Source organism: Kutzneria viridogrisea DSM 43870 (assembly GCF_000525635.1).
Lineage (GTDB): Bacteria > Actinomycetota > Actinomycetes > Mycobacteriales > Pseudonocardiaceae > Kutzneria > Kutzneria viridogrisea.
This window is the reverse complement of sequence record NZ_CP007155.1, coordinates 8,934,795-8,950,325: the sequence shown is the minus strand read 5'-3', so window position 1 is coordinate 8,950,325 and position 15,531 is coordinate 8,934,795. Positions and strand designations below refer to the sequence as shown.

15 protein-coding genes are annotated in these 15,531 nt (G+C 71.2%); 7 read left to right on the top strand and 8 right to left on the bottom strand.

Annotation, left to right across the window (positions count from 1 at the left end):
* Positions 1-5 precede the first annotated feature (5 nt).
* The 3 genes from KALB_RS39025 to KALB_RS39010 all read left to right on the top strand — a co-directional run bounded on the left by KALB_RS39025 (position 6) and on the right by KALB_RS39010 (position 3,168).
* Positions 6-1,199 carry a 5-(carboxyamino)imidazole ribonucleotide synthase gene (locus tag KALB_RS39025; protein WP_025361112.1) on the top strand — a complete coding sequence of 398 codons (1,194 nt, stop codon included), beginning with the start codon at positions 6-8 and terminating at the stop codon, positions 1,197-1,199.
* Between the two features lie 23 nt (positions 1,200-1,222).
* Positions 1,223-1,693, top strand: a complete 471-nt coding sequence (gene purE / locus KALB_RS39020; protein WP_030108408.1) for a 5-(carboxyamino)imidazole ribonucleotide mutase — start codon at positions 1,223-1,225, stop codon at positions 1,691-1,693.
* 311 nt (positions 1,694-2,004) lie between these two features.
* Positions 2,005-3,168, top strand: a complete 1,164-nt coding sequence (locus tag KALB_RS39010; protein ID WP_025361110.1) for an acyl-CoA dehydrogenase — start codon at positions 2,005-2,007, stop codon at positions 3,166-3,168.
* Between the two features lie 77 nt (positions 3,169-3,245).
* Here the strand turns inward: KALB_RS39010 and KALB_RS48005 are convergent, their stop codons facing one another.
* Both KALB_RS48005 and KALB_RS39005 read right to left on the bottom strand, forming a co-directional pair.
* Positions 3,246-3,383, bottom strand: a complete 138-nt coding sequence (locus KALB_RS48005) for a hypothetical protein (RefSeq protein WP_158510888.1) — start codon at positions 3,381-3,383, stop codon at positions 3,246-3,248.
* 46 nt (positions 3,384-3,429) lie between these two features.
* Entirely contained in the window at positions 3,430-3,984 is a 555-nt protein-coding gene (locus KALB_RS39005) for a CGNR zinc finger domain-containing protein (RefSeq protein WP_025361109.1), read from the bottom strand.
* Between the two features lie 82 nt (positions 3,985-4,066).
* Between KALB_RS39005 and KALB_RS39000 the strand changes: the two genes are divergently transcribed.
* On the top strand, positions 4,067-4,927 hold the full coding sequence (locus KALB_RS39000) for an alpha/beta fold hydrolase (protein WP_025361108.1): 861 nt from the start codon (positions 4,067-4,069) through the stop codon (positions 4,925-4,927).
* Between the two features lie 105 nt (positions 4,928-5,032).
* Positions 5,033-5,452 carry a DoxX family protein gene (locus KALB_RS38995; RefSeq protein WP_025361107.1) on the top strand — a complete coding sequence of 140 codons (420 nt, stop codon included), beginning with the start codon at positions 5,033-5,035 and terminating at the stop codon, positions 5,450-5,452.
* On the opposite strand, the gene KALB_RS38990 is transcribed toward KALB_RS38995, so the two are convergent.
* The 3 genes from KALB_RS38990 to KALB_RS38980 all read right to left on the bottom strand — a co-directional run bounded on the left by KALB_RS38990 (position 5,442) and on the right by KALB_RS38980 (position 9,060).
* Positions 5,442-6,155, bottom strand: a complete 714-nt coding sequence (locus KALB_RS38990) for a TIGR03089 family protein (RefSeq protein WP_025361106.1) — start codon at positions 6,153-6,155, stop codon at positions 5,442-5,444. The two genes, KALB_RS38995 and KALB_RS38990, sit on opposite strands and share 11 nt — an antisense overlap.
* A gap of 114 nt (positions 6,156-6,269) precedes the next feature.
* Positions 6,270-7,427: an LCP family protein gene (locus KALB_RS38985; RefSeq protein WP_025361105.1), complete on the bottom strand. Its 1,158-nt coding sequence runs from the start codon at positions 7,425-7,427 to the stop codon at positions 6,270-6,272.
* A gap of 73 nt (positions 7,428-7,500) precedes the next feature.
* The gene (locus tag KALB_RS38980; protein ID WP_025361104.1) at positions 7,501-9,060 is read right to left on the bottom strand and encodes an LCP family protein; all 1,560 of its coding nucleotides are present in this window, start codon (positions 9,058-9,060) and stop codon (positions 7,501-7,503) included.
* Positions 9,061-9,212: 152 nt separating this feature from the next.
* Here KALB_RS38980 and rfbB point away from each other — a divergent pair, with 152 nt between their 5' ends.
* A complete protein-coding gene (gene rfbB / locus KALB_RS38975) occupies positions 9,213-10,205 on the top strand; it encodes a dTDP-glucose 4,6-dehydratase (protein WP_025361103.1) in 993 nt (330 codons plus the stop codon).
* 5 nt (positions 10,206-10,210) lie between these two features.
* Complete coding sequence (gene rfbD / locus KALB_RS38970) at positions 10,211-11,119, top strand: dTDP-4-dehydrorhamnose reductase (protein WP_025361102.1); 909 nt, start codon at positions 10,211-10,213, stop codon at positions 11,117-11,119.
* A 49-nt stretch (positions 11,120-11,168) separates the two neighbouring features.
* Here the strand turns inward: rfbD and KALB_RS38965 are convergent, their stop codons facing one another.
* From KALB_RS38965 to KALB_RS38955, 3 genes are read right to left on the bottom strand one after another with little or no spacing between them, the layout of a single operon-like run.
* The gene (locus tag KALB_RS38965) at positions 11,169-11,861 is read right to left on the bottom strand and encodes a hypothetical protein (RefSeq protein ID WP_148309821.1); all 693 of its coding nucleotides are present in this window, start codon (positions 11,859-11,861) and stop codon (positions 11,169-11,171) included.
* Between the two features lie 20 nt (positions 11,862-11,881).
* Positions 11,882-12,961, bottom strand: coding sequence for a glycosyltransferase family 4 protein (locus KALB_RS38960; RefSeq protein WP_025361100.1), 1,080 nt, complete (start codon positions 12,959-12,961; stop codon positions 11,882-11,884).
* Positions 12,954-15,464: a glycosyltransferase gene (locus KALB_RS38955; protein ID WP_025361099.1), complete on the bottom strand. Its 2,511-nt coding sequence runs from the start codon at positions 15,462-15,464 to the stop codon at positions 12,954-12,956. Before KALB_RS38955 ends, KALB_RS38960 begins: the two co-directional genes overlap by 8 nt.
* Between the last annotated feature and the right edge of the window lie 67 nt (positions 15,465-15,531).

Below are 15,531 nucleotides of genomic sequence, written 5' to 3'. Positions count from 1 at the left end.
AAACCGTGGACTCTCGAACCGGTCTCCCCGTCGTCGGCATGGTGGGCGGCGGGCAACTCGCCCGGATGACGCACCAAGCCGCGATCCCGCTCGGCCAAGCGCTGCGTGTGCTCTCCGTCACGGCTGACGAGCCAGCCCCGCTGGTCACACCCGAGGTGCAACTCGGGCACCACACCGACCTGGACGCGCTGCGCTCCTTCGCGGCCGGGTGCGACGTGCTGACCTTCGACCACGAGCACGTGCCCACCGAGCACCTGCGCGCGCTGGTCGCCGAGGGCGTGAAGGTGCATCCCGGCCCGGACGCCCTCGTGCACGCGCAGGACAAGCTGGTGATGCGCAGGCGGCTCGGCGAGCTCGGGCTGCCGATCCCGCCGTTCGCCGAGGTCACCAAGGTCGGTGACGTGCTGGCCTTCGGCGGTGAGCACGGCTGGCCCTGCGTGCTCAAGGCCGCTCGCGGTGGGTACGACGGGCGTGGCGTGTGGATGTTGAACACCCCGCAGAGCGCCCAGCGCGTCGTGCCGGAACTGCTGGACGCGGGTACCCCACTGCTGGTCGAGCAGTGTGTGCCGATGCGGCGCGAGTTCGCCGCGCTGGTGGCCCGCTCCCCGTTCGGGCAGGGCGCCGCCTGGCCGCTGGTGCAGACCGTGCAGTCCGACGGCATCTGCGTGGAGGTCCTGGCGCCCGCCCCCGACGTGGACCCGGACAGGGCCGAGGCCGCCCAGGAGCTGGCGCTGAAGATCGCCGGTGAGCTGGGTGTGGTCGGCGTGCTCGCGGTGGAGCTGTTCGACACCGGGGATGGCGTGCTCGTCAACGAGCTGGCGATGCGCCCGCACAACTCCGGGCACTGGACCATCGAGGGCGCCCGCACCTCCCAGTTCGAGCAGCACCTGCGCGCGGTGCTGGACTACCCGCTCGGCGACACCGACCCGCTCGCGCCCGCCGTGGTCATGGCCAACGTGCTCGGCGCCGAGGTCCCGCCCGCGATGGGCGTGGACGAGCGGGTGCACCACCTGTTCGCCCGGTTCCGCGACGCGCACGTGCACCTGTACGGCAAGGCCGAGCGGCCGGGCCGCAAGGTCGGGCACGTCACCGTGCTGGGCGAGGAGATGGAGCGGGTGCGCGGTCGCGCCCGGCTCGCCGCGCACTGGCTCTCGCACGGCGAGTGGCTCGACGGGTACGACATCCACGGAGGGAAGTAGTTGTGGCGCTGGTCGGCGTGATCATGGGAAGCGACTCGGACTGGCCGGTCATGAAGGCCGCCACCGAGGCGCTCACCGAGTTCGAGGTGCCCTTCGAGGTCAGCGTGGTCTCCGCGCACCGCACCCCGCAGCGCATGCTCGACTACGCCCGTGACGCCGCCGACCGCGGCATTCGCGTGATCATCGCCGGGGCGGGTGGCGCCGCCCACCTGCCCGGCATGGTCGCCTCGGCCACCGTGCTGCCGGTGATCGGTGTGCCGGTGCCGCTGAAGTACCTGGACGGCATGGACTCGCTGCTGTCCATCGTGCAGATGCCCGCGGGTGTGCCCGTGGCCACCGTGTCCGTTGGCGGCGCGCGCAACGCCGGTCTGCTCGCGGTGCGCGTGCTCGCCGCCGCCGACCCCGCCCTGCGCGAGCGCATGGCCCGGTTCCAGACCGAGCTGGAGCAACTCGTGCTCGCCAAGGACGAGGCGCTGCGCAAGTCGCTGGGCTGATCAGGCCAGCACGGCGCGGCGCCGACCGGGATGAGCTCGAGCGTCTGGTCCACGAAGTTCCCGAGGACCAGGTGTCTCACCTGCTCGCCGTGGTGCGTCGCCACCTCCGGCCGGTCAGTGGTCGCTCGTGGCCACCGGCGTGGTTCGGCGCCGCTGAGGGCGTTGGCACCGCGGTCGGTGCCAACGCCGACCGCCTGCTGCCCTGAGGGCTCGGCGAGGAGGCGCTGCCCACGTCTGCGGGCTGAGCAGGTGAACGACCGCTAACATGCTCCTCAGCAACGTGGCTACCCGTCGGTAACAGGAGGCGTGCGGTGAACCCGGACTTCGGCACATACCAGCTGGCCGAGGAGCACGAGGAGCTTCGGCAGGCGATTCGTGCGCTGGCGGACAAGGAGATCGCCCCGCACGCCGCCGAGGTCGACGACCAGGAGCGGTTCCCGACCGAGGCGCGCGACGCGCTGGTCAAGTCGGGCTTCGCGGCCGTGCACGTGCCCGAGGCCTACGAGGGACAGGGCGCCGACTCGATCGCCGCGTGCATCGTCATCGAGGAGGTCGCGCGGGTCTGCGCCTCCTCCTCGCTGATCCCCGCGGTGAACAAGCTCGGCACCATGCCGATCATCCTGTCCGGCTCCGAGGAGCTCAAGCGGCTCGTGCTGCCCAGCATCGCCAGCGGCGAGGCCATGGCCTCCTACGCCCTGAGCGAGCGCGAGGCGGGCAGCGACACGGCGTCCATGCGCACCCGCGCGCGGCTGGACGGCGGCAACTGGGTGCTCAACGGCACCAAGTGCTGGATCACCAACGCCGGTGAGTCCGCCTGGTACACCGTCATGGCGGTGACCGACCCCAACGCGGCCAAGCCGTCCAACGGGATCTCCGCCTTCGTGGTGCACAAGGACGACCCCGGCTTCTCGGTCGGCCCCAAGGAGCGCAAGCTCGGCATCAAGGGCTCGCCCACCCGCGAGATCTACTTCGAGGACTGCACCATTCCCGAGGACCGGATCATCGGCGAGCCCGGCACCGGCCTGAAGACCGCGCTGAAGACCCTGGACCACACCCGGCCCACCATCGGCGCCCAGGCCGTCGGCATCGCGCAGGGAGCGCTCGAGGCGGCCATCGCCTACGTCAAGGACCGCAAACAGTTCGGCAAGGCCATCGCCGAGTTCCAGGGCGTGCAGTTCATGCTCGCCGACATGGCCATGAAGATCGAGGCCGCGCGGCAGATGGTCTACGTGGCCGCCGCCAAGGCCGAGCGCGGCGAGCCCAACATCGGCTTCATCACCGCCGCCGCCAAGTGCTACGCCTCCGACGTGGCCATGCAGGTCACCACCGACGCCGTGCAGCTGTTCGGCGGCGCGGGCTACACCCGTGACTTCCCGGTCGAGCGCATGATGCGCGACGCCAAGATCACCCAGATCTACGAGGGCACCAACCAGATCCAGCGTGTGGTCATGTCCCGGGCGCTGCTGCGGGGCTGAGTTCCACCGCCGTCACGACGTGCCGTGAAGGTGGCTTTCACTGCGTTGAGCGCAGTGAAAGCCACCTTCACGTCGTTCTAGCCCGCCTGGTCGGCGGGCTCCCACGAGTCCAGTTCGGCCTGAGCCAACTCCTCGCGCAGCTTGGCGGCGGTCTCGCTGAGCCAGCGGATGCGCTCCTCGCCCAGCAGGCCCTCAGGCATGTTCAGGTCGACCACGACTCCGACACTAGCCGCTGACGGCGCTGCCCGCCGCTGGCCGAGGTCACGGCTTGTGGCGTTGGTAGTAGCGGGCGACGCGGGCGCGGTTGCCGCAGCGGGCGGCGGAGCACCAGCGGCGGCGCGGGTGGGCGGGCAGGAACAGCAGCACGCAGTCGGCGGCCTCGCACTCGCGCACCGAGGTGATCGCGGGCGACACGAGCAGTTCGGTGGCGGCACAGGCCAGACCGGCGGCGAGCCGCTCGGCGGGCGACCCGGTGCGCTTGCGCACAGTGGTCACGGAGCCGTCCCACCGGAGCTCCTCGTACGCGGGAGCGGCGAGTTGAGCGGCGGTGAGGGCGTGCAGCGCGCCGGTGGGCGGGCACTGGCCGAGCCGGGCGGCCCGCACGGCCTCGACGGTGTGCTGGCGCACGTGGTGCACGGCCTCGAGCACGGCCTTGGTGACGGTCAGTTCGGGCTCGTCGATCCGTTCGGACTGGGCGGCGAGCCAGGCGTGCAGCCCGCTGGCGGTCGCGAGCAGGTCCACCGGGCCGTCGGCGGTGTGCGGCCGGGTGTTGACCAGGTCCAGGGCAAGCGGCTCGCCGATCAGCGGGAACGTCACGACCTAATGATACATCTCGGGGTTGACGCGTTAGAAGTGCACGGGCTAGAACTAATGCATCTTCGAGCCTTGGGGGCATGTGATGCGACACCGGTACGTGGACGTGGACGGGGTGCGGGTGTTCTACCGGGAGGTGGGGCCCGCGGACGCGCCGACCGTGCTGCTGCTGCACGGGTTCCCGACCAGCTCGCACCAGTACCGCGAGCTGATGACCGCGCTGGGCACCCGCCTGCGGCTGATCGCCCCGGACCTGCCCGGCTTCGGCCACACCGAGCCGTTGCCCGGCACGACCACCTTCGATCGGCTCGCCGAGGTGGTCGGCGGCTTCGTGGAGCGGATCGGGCTGGACAGGTTCCTGCTGTACGTCTTCGACTACGGCGCGCCGGTCGGCTTCCGGCTCGCGCAGCGGCACTCGGAGCGCATCGCCGGGCTGGTGGTGCAGAACGGAAATGCTTACGAGGAAGGACTTTCCGAGCAGGCGCTGGCGTTCATCCGGCTGCGGCGCGAGGTTCCCGGCGACGCGGACAGGGCGCGCGCGATGCTCAGCCTGGACAGCATTCGGGCGCAGTACCTGACCGGGGTGGCCGACCCGGAGCTGATCTCGCCGGACGGCTGGAGCCTGGACCAGTACTTCCTGGAACTGCCCGGCCGCGCCGAGGTCCAGCTCGACCTGATGTTCGACTACCACACCAACGTCGAGAGCTACCCCCGGTGGCAGGCCTGGCTGCGCGAGCACCGGCCGCCGACGCTGATCACCTGGGGCCGCAACGACCCGTTCTTCACCGAGCCCGGCGCCAGGGCGTACCTGAGGGACCTGCCGGACGCGAGGCTGCACCTGTTCGACACCGGGCACTTCGCGCTGGAGGAGGAACTGCCCGCGATCGCCCACTTGCTCGGAGAATTCTCAGAGCTCGTTTGGAGCTCACTCGGCGCTTCATCGTAGGTTCAGCAGAGTCACCGCACACGCGTTGCGAGCACCCGGTAACCGCTGGTGGCATGGGTTGCGGCCCCGCTGGGGGAGCCGAAACCCGTAGCTGAGGAGCTCGCAGTGGATCGCATCCGGAACCTGATCGCCCTCGTCGCCCGCGTGGGCATCGGCGTCATCTTCATCGCCCACGGCTGGCAGAAGTTCAACGAGTACGGCATCAGCGGGGTGACCGCCTCGTTCACCAAGATGGGCATCCCGATGCCCGGTGTCTCCGCCTGGTTCGCGGCCACCGTGGAACTCCTCGGCGGTGCGGCGCTGATCGTGGGCATCGGGCTGCCGGTCGTCGGTGTGCTGATCGCGATCGACATGGCGGGCGCGTTCCTGTTCGTGCACGCCAGCGCCGGTCTGATCAGCGAGGGCGGCAGCGAGCTGGTCATCGCCCTGGGGCTGGCCGCGCTGTACCTGGGCTTCGCGGGTGGCCGCTACAGCCTGGACTCGCTGGTCGCGAAGGGGCGTTACCGGGAACTCGTCACGGCCTGACGCCCAGCTCCACGGTCGTGCGCTCGGTGGCGCGGCGCTTGTCCAGCAGCTCGGGGTCGAGGTTGCTGCACTGCACCAGTGCGGCGCCCGCCGCGAGCACCGCGAGCAGACCGTCCACCAGACCGTCCTGTGTGGACCAGTCCAGAGTGGACAGAACCCGGTCGTCTGCTCCGATGCCCAGTTCCCCGGCGCGCTTCGAGGCCAACTGGACGAGATCGTCCACAGTGGATTCGTTGAACGCCGGGGAGTCGCCGGGCACCTGCTCGTAGGCGACGAAGTCGTCACCGAAGATGCGCGACTCGGTGAGGTAGTCCAGGCCGCCGCCCGCGGGCGGGGTGCTCAGTCCGCGGCCCATCGGGTCCAGTCCCACCACGGCCACGGTGTCGGCGCCCGCCGCCTCGCCCTCCGGGCCCACGAAGGCCACCAGCGCGCCCTCGGCCCGGGTGCGGACCTGCGCCCCGCACCACCAGGCGCCGAGCAGCACGCCGAGGGTCTGCCAGTGCGCGGGCAGTTCGACGGACACTGGGCTGCCGGTCTCCACGTCCAGCTCGTCACGCAGCCAGTTGGCGGTTTTGGCCGCCCAGTTGGCCGTGGTGGCACGGGACAGTTCCACCCGGCTGCCCACGGCGTCGTCGTAGTGCGTGATCAGCGGCCGGGCGGCCGAGGTGAGCAGCGGGGTGAACAGCCGGGCGGTGACGCTCATGGGGCAACACTAGTCGGTAGCGGCTGGGCGGGACTCGCTGACGGCTGGGCGGGACTCGCGCTCCTGAGAGCGGGACTCGCGTGCGGGTGGGCGGGACTCGCGGGGTGGGGGTGGTCAGTTGACGCAGCGGGTGCCGTTGATGCTGATCGGCTCCTGGCGTGCGGGCGCCGCGTTGAGGCGCAGCGCGGGGCCAGCCGTCAACCCGACGGGCGTGCCGTGCGCGAGTCCCGCCGCGAACTGCTTCACCGCGTTCGGGTCCACCACCACGACGCTCTGACCGCGTTCGTTGGTGCCGTTGGAGTTCACCACCGGGATCGTCACGAAGTCCACGTTGCCCCCGGCCAGGCTCTGCGCCTGCTGCACGAAGGCCAGCACGTCCCAGCCCGCGTCCAGCACCACGGACTTCTGCACCGCACCCATCAGCGCGGACAGCTTGCCGGGGTCGAGCAGGGTGCCCGCGGAGAGCACCTTCTTCGCCGCCGAGGCCAGGAAGGTCTGCTGGCGCACGATGCGGTCCAGGTCCCCGTTGGGCAGGTTCTTGCGCTGCCGCACGAAGGACAGGGCGTCCCCGCCGGAGACGAGCTGGTGCCCCGAGCGGAAGTTCGCGCCGGAGTCCGGGTCGCTGGTGGGGGCGAGCAGGCACACGTCCACCCCGCCGATCGCCTTGCTCAGTAGGTAGAACCCGTACAGGCCGACCTCGGCGTAGTGGTCCACGCGCAGCCCGGTGAGGTCCTGCACGCTCTCCACCAGCGCCTTGCGGCCCGCGGCCTCGGACTCCCGTTCGACCTTGTCCTCGTCCCGCTCGCCCGCGGCCCGCAGGCGTTGTGCCGTCAGGTACTTGACCGCGCCGTAAGCGGAATTGATCTTGTCCTCGCGCCAGCCGGGGATCGGCACCGAGGTGTCGCGCGGGATGGACACGGCGTAGCCCCGGCTGCCGTCCCTGGGGATGCGCAACAGGATCAGCGTGTCGGTGCTGACCCCGTCGCTGGCCTCGGTGCGCAGCTGGCGCAGCACGCTCGCGGACAGCGGCACCCCGTTGGCGTCCGTGCGGCGGTCGTCGCCGACCAGCAGGATGTCGGTGGCCCCGTCGTCGGCTGGCGGCGCGTCCGGCTCGGCCGCGAGCTGGGTGAGCACCGTGGTGGTGTTCAGCCCGCTCTGCACCTGGTCGTGCGCGGCCCTGGCGATCCCGGTGACCGCGAGCACCCCCGCCGACAGCGCGGCCAGCGCGACCCGACCGCACACCAGGGCGACCTTGCGCCCCCGACTGCCCATGGCACAAGCCTAGTCGGGGCGCAACCGCGGATCAGGCCCATGCGGAGGTCTCCCAACGAAAGGATGACGCGGCTCAGTTGACGCAGGGCACCCCGCCCGCGGTGATGGTCGGCTCACCGGTCGGCGTGGTCGTGGCGGTGGTCGGGCTCGGCGGCTGCAACACGTACTTCAGCCCGCCCGCGCCGAAGCCCTGCGACCCCGGCCCCGAGTAGTCGGTGCCCAGGTAGAACCGCACGTGACCGGCTGGAACGCTGGTGTCCTGCTCCAGCGCGACCTTGCCGCCCAGCGGGGCCAGTACCTTCTCCGCCTCGGCCCGGCCGCCCGCCGGGTAGCGCAGGACCGAGCGCGCCATCGCCGCCACCGGGATGGCCTCGCCGCGGGTGAACCCGGCCGAGGTCAGCTCGTCGAAGACCGACTGGGCCAGGTTGGGCGCCCCGGAGCCGTCCCGCACGTCCACGGTGATCCGCCCGTTCGCCGGGTCGGCGCTGCCGGTGGTGGTGGGGCGGGCGCCCTCCCCGGTCAGCCCGGACACGAACTGGTGCACCGACTCGGGGTCGACCAGGGTCACCGACTGGCCGCCGATCATCACGTTCTGGCCGGTGGGGATCGTCTGGAAGCGCACGCTGCCGCCCGCGATGCCCTGCAACTGCTGCACGAAGTTGAGCATGTCCCAGCCCTGGCTGAGCACCACCGAGTGGTTCACCGCCTCGATCAGCGCGTTGAGCTTGCTCGGGCTGGTCAGCGTGTCGGCGGAGAGCACCTTCTGCACCAGCCCGGCCAGGAACGCCTGCTGGCGCACGATCCGGTCCAGGTCCCCGCGCGGCAGGTCGTAGCGCTGCCGCACGAAGGACAGCGCCTGCGCGCCGCTGACGGTCTGCTGCCCCGCGGGCAGGTTGATGCCGGACTTCTCCTCGCGCACGGCGGTGTTCAGGCAGATCGGCACCCCGCCGACGGCCTGGCTGATCTGGTAGAAGCTGGCCAGGTTCACCTCGGCGTACCGGTTGATCGACACCGCCCCACCGGTGAGCCGCTCGATCGTCCTGATCAGGTTCTTGCGACCGGCCACGGCCGCCTGCTCGTCCAGGTCCGCGCCGGTCACGCCCTTGGCCGCGAGGGTCTGCCTGGTGTCGTTGCGCGCGTAGGCGTAGGCCGAGTTCAGCTTGTGCTTGCCGTAATCGCCTGCGATCTCCACGTAGGAGTCGCGCGGGAAGGAGAAGGCCACCGCGCTGCGCCCGTCGGCGGGGATGTGCAGCACGATCATGGTGTCGGTGTTCAGCTCGCCGTCGTTGGACCCGGCGTGCAGCTGGTCGAGGACCTCCTGCGGCAGCGGGTTGCCCTGCGCGTCGGTACGGCTGTCCAGGCCGACGATCAGGATGTCCACCGGGCCGTCCAGCCCGGTGCTGTGCGGCTGGGCGCTGGTCGGCGCCGGTTTGGACTCGATCACGTCGGTGGTGGTCGTGCCGGAGCGCACCTTCTGCAACTCGGCCCAGCCGTAGGTGCTCATCGCCAGCACCGCGACCGAGGCCAGCGCGACCAGGGTCCGTCCCGCGCCAAGGCCCAGTCTGGCCGCCTGCCCACCCCGCGCGGAGGATCTCGCGGGCGGCTCGCCCTCCGTGGGTTCCTGCTCGGCCACCCGCGCACCTCCCCGAAGCTGAAGATCCACACTACTGGTTGGGGCGTCGGCTCACCGTAAAAGCATCTCGGTGATTGAGCTAACTCGCCCGTGCCCAACCACCGGGCGGTACCGTGGGACACACCTACGACTGTGGACGAGGGGCGTACCGGATGCGGATCCTGGTGACCGGCGGAGCCGGGTTCATCGGCTCGAACTACGTGCGGAAGCTGATCGGCGGCGCCTACCCGGCCTACGCCGAGGCCGAGGTCGTGGTGCTGGACAAGCTGACCTACGCGGGCAACGAGGAGAACCTCGCACCGGTGGCCGGTGACCCGAGGCTGAGCTTCGTGCGCGGGGACATCTGCGACGCCGAGCTGGTCGGCAAGCTGATGACGGGCACCGACGTGGTGGTGCACTTCGCCGCCGAGTCGCACGTGGACCGGTCCATCCTGGGCTCGGCGGACTTCGTGCTGACCAACGTGCTCGGCACGCAGACCCTGTTGCAGGGCGCGCTGGACGCCGGGGTCGGCAAGTTCGTGCACGTGTCCACCGACGAGGTGTACGGCACGATCGAGAGCGGGTCCTGGACCGAGGACCACATCCTGGAGCCGAACTCCCCCTACTCGGCGGCCAAGGCCGGTTCGGACCTGATCGCGCGCTCCTACCACCGCACGCACGGGCTGCCGGTGTGCGTCACGCGCTGCTCCAACAACTACGGGCCGTACCACTTCCCGGAGAAGGTCATCCCGCTGTTCGTGACGAACCTGTTGGACGGCAAGCAGGTCCCGCTCTACGGGGACGGCCTGAACGTGCGCGACTGGCTGCACGTCGACGACCACTGCCGTGGGATCGCGCTGGTGGCCGAGAGCGGCCGGGCGGGCGAGATCTACAACATCGGCGGCGGCACCGAGCTGACCAACCGCGAGCTGACCGAGAAGCTGCTGGCCGCCACCGGCCGGGACTGGTCCTCGGTGCGCCCCGTCGAGGACCGCAAGGGCCACGACCGGCGCTACTCGGTGGACATCACCAAGATCTCCACCGAGCTGGGCTACACCCCGCAGGTGCCCTTCGAGCAGGGGCTGGCCGAGGTGGTCCAGTGGTACCGGGACAACCGGGCCTGGTGGGAACCGCTCAAGCAGCGCGCCGCGCTGGCCGGGAGCTGATCGCCGTGGCACAGCTGGCAGTGCTGGTGCCCGGTGGACGCGGGCAGCTGGGCCGTGACCTCGCCGCGCTGGCGGGTCAGGTCGGCCTGCTGCACGCGCCGGGCTCGGCCGAACTGGACATCACCGACGCCGAGGCCGTCAGCGACGCGGTGAGCTCCTTCGCCGTCACCGCAACCGATGCCGGGCTGCGCCCGGTCGTGATCAACGCGGCGGCGCACACCGCGGTGGACCTCGCCGAGACCGAGCCCGAACGCGCGTTCGCCATCAACGAGCTCGCCGTGGGGCGGCTGGCCGCGGCCGCCGCGAGCCGCGGGGTGCCGCTGCTGCACGTGTCCACCGACTACGTGTTCCCCGGTGACGGCACGCGCCCGTACGAGCCGACCGACCCGACCGGGCCGAAGTCGGTGTACGGCAAGAGCAAGCTCGCCGGGGAACAGGCCGTGCTCGCGGCCGGTGACCTGACCTGGGTCGTGCGCACCGCGTGGGTGTACGGGGCCGGTGGCGGCAACTTCGTCAAGGCGATCAGCAAGGCCGAGGGCCAGCGCGAGCAACTGTCCGTTGTGGACGACCAGCGCGGATCGCCCACCTGGTCGGCGGATCTGGCCGCCGGCCTGCTGGAGCTGGCCCGCACGGTGGTCGCGGGCGGCGCGCGGGAGCAGCGGGTGCTGCACTGCACCGGCGGTGGGGAGACGACCTGGTGCGGCTTCGCGCGGGCGATCTTCGAGGAGCTCGGCGCCGACCCCGAGCGGGTCAAGCCGTGTACCACCGAGGAGTTCCCGCGGCCCGCGCCGCGCCCGGCCTACTCGGTGTTGTCCGACAGCGCCTGGCGGGCGGCGGGCCTGACCCCGCTGCGGCCCTGGCGCGAGGCGCTGGCCAAGGCGTTCGAGGTGGACGGGGCGGCCTACCGGCCCTGATGTCGCGTGCCGTTCGAGACAGCTGGTGTCTCGAACGGCACGCGACGTGTCAGTGCTGGCGTTGCTGCCAGAGGTGCTGCGGGAAGCTGGACACCAGCGCCCGCAGCATGTCCACGGTCTGCACCAGCTCCGCGGGAGTGTGCCGGGTGAAGGTGTTCTTCTTGGTGTAGACCAGGTCCGAGCCCTGCACGGCGAAGCCGTCCTGGGCGTGCTGGCTGATCAGCTGCATGGCGGCCGGGGTGAGCAGTTCGGCAGCCAGCCTCGGGTTCTGCGCGCAGTACACGGCGTACTGCTTGCTGAACTCGGGGTGCAGCCCCTGCACTTCGTTGGCGTCCTGGCGGCCGAAGAAGCCGCGCCGCGCCACGGTCAGGTCGGGCAGCGTGGTGGGCAGGTGGATCACCCACACCGTGTAGACGGAGTTGTCCTCGCTGCGCGCCCCGTTGGTGACCCGTACGTGGGTGCGCAGCTGGAAGTCGAAGGCCGTGAACTGCACCCCGTTGTAGGCTCCGCTGATCACCCCGAAGGCGACCCGGCGGTCACCGCGCTCGGTGAACGGGCGGGTGCCCCAGCGGGTGAGCAGCTCGGGCGCGTTCGGTGAGAAGTACCAGCCCTGGCTCGCCGCGAACGCCTGGCGCTCGGCGTTCTTGGTGTTCTGCCGCTGCTTGAGGAACAGCCGGGGCAGACCGGTGAACAGGGCGGTGACCCCGCCGATCACCAGCACGATCAGGACGATGAACAGCACGACCACTTTCTTGTTCCCCCCTAGCGAGTGGCACGCCGATACGCGTCCACAGTGGACTCCGCGCAGCGACGCCAGGTGAAGCCCGAGGCGTGTGCGCGTCGTGCGGCCAGCACGTCGGAGGACGGCGGGTCCTCCAGTGCGGCGGTCATGGCGGCGGCCAGCGCGTCGATGTCCCCGACCGGTACCAGGTGCGCCTGTCCACCGGCCACCTCGCGCAGCGCGGGCACGTCCGAGCAGACCACGGGCACGTTGCAGGCCAGCGCCTCCAGCACGGGAAGGCCGAAACCCTCTTCCCTGGACGGCAACACCAGGGCCGAGGCGCCCGCGACCACGCTGCGCAGGTCCACATCGGACAGATAGCCGGTGCGCCGCACACGCTCGTCGGCCCCGTAGTGGCCGGGGCCGACCATCACCAGCGGCGGCAGGGACGAGGTCGCCGCGTGTGCCTTGAGCAGGGTTGGCAGGCCCTTGCGCGGGCCCTCGGCGCCGACGAACAGCAGGTAGGAATCGGGCAGTTGCAGTCGTCGCCGCAGCGAGTCCCCGGGTGCCCTGGCCGCGAACCAGGCCGGGTCCACGCCCAGCGGGGTCACCGCGATCCGGTCCTCGGGCACACCGAGGCGTTCCCGCACCACCTCGGCCACGGCCCTGGTCGGGGTGCACACGACGTCCGCACGCCGCGCGCACTTGCGCACCAGTTCGGGCAGATCCCGGTCGCTGGGCGGCAGTTCGTCCACGGCGTCCAGGAAGTACAGGTCGTGCACGGTCATCACGCCACCGGCCCGCAGTGCCGGTGGCAGCACGAAGTTGGTGCCGTGCACGACATCGGCCAACCCCGCGTAGAGCTCGGCGGGCGGGAACGAGGACTTCAGCCAGGACTTGCGCAGCAGCCGTGCGGGCACCGGCAGGCCGCGCGCCGCGACTCCGTGCGGCAGCACCGTGCGCAGGTTGCGCCAGCCGCGCAGGGTATAGGCCACCGCGCGAACGTCCACATCGGACATCGAGGCCAGTTCCTCGGCCAGTGCGGAGGTGTAGCGGCCGATACCGGTGCGGTGGCCGAGCAGGGGTGTGCCGTCCAGCAGCACCTTGAGCCGCTCAGCCATGGCGCTTGCCCGCGTTGCGCGCCAACCGGATCAGCCGCCCGCCCGCGCGGCGCGCGAGCTCGGCGGGGCCACCGTTGTCCAGGTACTCCTTGACCAGGGCCAGGTCCCTGCGCAGCACGCCGCCCGTCCCGAGCGGGGCGTTGCGCACCAACGGGCTCGCACCGGGCAGCCGGTCGGCGGCCGGTCGCGGCGAACGGCAGAACTCCACCAGTGGCGCCAGCACGACCTCCCAGGTGAAGCGCTCCCGCACGGCGGCTATCCGCTGCCGACAGGATTCGGCGAACTCCTCGTCGTACAGCACGCGTTCCAGGGCATCGGCCAGCGCGCCGGGGTCCTCGGCGGGCACGACCACGCCGAGCTGCTCGCCGCGCACCAGGTCGGCGAAGGAGTCCCCGTCGCTGGTGACGATCGGCAGCCCGGCCCACAGGTAGTCCAGGATGCGCGTGCGGAACGCGAACATCGTCTCCACGTGCTCGAAGTGGGTGCTGACCCCGCAGTCGGCGTCCAGCAGCCAGTTCTGCCGCTGTTCGTAGGGGACCCAGGTCTCGTTGAAGAACACGTGCCGACCCACCAGGTCCAGCCGCTGCGCCAGCTCGCGCAGCCGACCGGACACGCCCATCTCGGGCACGTCGGGGTTGGGGTGCTTCATGCCAAGGAACAGCATGCGCACCTCGGGGCGGCGCGTGCGCAGCCGGTCCACGGCGTGCACCAGGGTGAGCGGGTCGAACCAGTTGTAGACCCCGCCCGCCCAGATCACGAGCTTGTCCGTGGCGGATATGCCGGGCAGCACGCCCTTGGCGGCGGGCGCGGTGCGCTGCGGCGGCTTGGCGGGCAGCCCGAAGGGCACCTCGGCCAGCAGCGAGCGGGTGGTCGGGTCGGAGTCGTACAGCTCGGGGGTGATCCGGCCCAGCGCGGCGAGGTGGCCCAGCCACAGGTGCCGCTGGCGCTGTGAGGCGCACAGGAAGAAGTCGCCGCGGCGCAGCTGCGTGTTGATCACCCGGGTCACCCCGAGCAGGTCCTTGCCGCGCTGCTCGTCGGTGCCGTCCTTGCCCTGCTCCAGCAGTTCCAGGTGCATCGGGTCGTAGAGGTCGCAGACCACGATCTTGGTGGAGCCGCGCTGTTTCAGTCCGGGCAGGAACTCCAGCGCATGTCCTTGCAGCACAACGACATCGGCCCAGTCCACGTGCTCGGGCAGGTTCCGGCGCGGTGCGTGGTGCACCTCGAAGGTGGCCTCCGGCGGGGTGCAGCTCGGGTTGGTGGTGACCAGCCGCACCTGGTGCTCCCCGGACAGCACCTCGGCCATGTTCCAGGCGCGGATCGCGGGCCCGGCCATCCGGTCGGTGATCGAGTCCCCGGTGAGCACCAGCACCCGCCGGGACTTGCCGTACACCTCGTCCAGCCCGAACGCCTCGACCAGGATCTCGTGCGCCGCCAGGTAGCGGGGCAGCGGGTAGGCGGGCTCCATCGCCTTGCGCATCAACGGGATCAGGTCCGCGTCCGAGCGCACCCGCTTGCTCTGCTCGATCTCGCGGGCGGCCGCCAGCGCGGGCAGCATGTCCACGAACTGGTCGATGGCCAGCATCCCGGACAGCGCCGAGCGCGGCACCGCCACGGGCTCGGCGTCCTCGGCCGGGTCGGCGGGCCGGTTGGTGATCTCCAGCTGGGTGGGGTCCAGCCCGGCGCGGGCGGTGGCCCTGCGCACGGCCAGCGCCAGCGCTGCGGGCATGGCCCTGGCCAGGGTCCGGTCCGAGAGGTTCTTGTACATCGAGGCGAGCGCGTTGCGCTCCAGCAGGTAGTACTCCCGGGACGAGTCCACAGTGGACATCGAGGCGTGGTGCCGGTGGTAGGTGATCGAGCTCGGCTCGTAGCGCACCCGCCAGCCGCGCAGGTTCAGCCGCCAGCCCAGGTCCACGTCCTCGTAGAACATGAAGTAGCGCTCGTCGAACCCGCCCAGTTCCCGGTACAGCCCGGCGCGCACGAGCAGGGCCGAGCCGGTGCCGAACAGCACGTCGCGGGCGATCTCGTGGCTGCCGTCGTCGGGCTGCCCCGCGTGCCGCTTGTAGCCCATGCCGAACCAGGTCAGCCCGGCGTCCACGAAGTCGATCAGCTTGCCGTCCCAGTCCAGCACCTTGCTGGCCACGGCGCCCACCGTGGGCTGCTCGCGCAGCACGCGCACGGCCGCGCTCAGCCAGTCCCGGTGCGGGCGGGCGTCGTTGTTCAGGAAGGCCAGCACCTCGCCGGTGGCCTGCGCCACGCCCAGGTTGCAGCCGCCCGCGAAGCCCAGGTTGCGCTCGGCCTGGACGAACAGCACGCCCGGCTCGGCGGCCAGCCGCTGTGCCGCCGCCTCGTCCCCGGAGGCGTTGTCCACGCAGATGACCTGCAACCGGTCCGCGGGGTAGTCCAGTTCGGTGCGCAGCGCGCGCAGGCAGGTCAGGGTGTCCTCGGTGCCCCGGTAGTTGACAACCACCACCGACACGGTGGGCAGGGATACCCCTTCTGGCACGTTGCTCTCCCTCCAACGCCGCAGGGCCTAAGCCTGCACTACGGCCCAGCGTGCTCCACCGCCGGGC

Bases quoted from the DNA above. Each gene is read 5' to 3' on its own strand.
- purE (WP_030108408.1), top strand. From the start codon at position 1,223: ATGGGAAGCGACTCGGACTGGCCGGTCATGAAGGCCGCCACCGAGGCG.
- KALB_RS39000 (WP_025361108.1), top strand. From the start codon at position 4,067: ATGCGACACCGGTACGTGGACGTGGACGGGGTGCGGGTGTTCTACCGG.
- KALB_RS38990 (WP_025361106.1), bottom strand. From the start codon at position 6,155: ATGAGCGTCACCGCCCGGCTGTTCACCCCGCTGCTCACCTCGGCCGCC.
- KALB_RS38985 (WP_025361105.1), bottom strand. From the start codon at position 7,427: ATGGGCAGTCGGGGGCGCAAGGTCGCCCTGGTGTGCGGTCGGGTCGCG.
- rfbB (WP_025361103.1), top strand. From the start codon at position 9,213: ATGCGGATCCTGGTGACCGGCGGAGCCGGGTTCATCGGCTCGAACTAC.
- KALB_RS38960 (WP_025361100.1), bottom strand. From the start codon at position 12,961: ATGGCTGAGCGGCTCAAGGTGCTGCTGGACGGCACACCCCTGCTCGGC.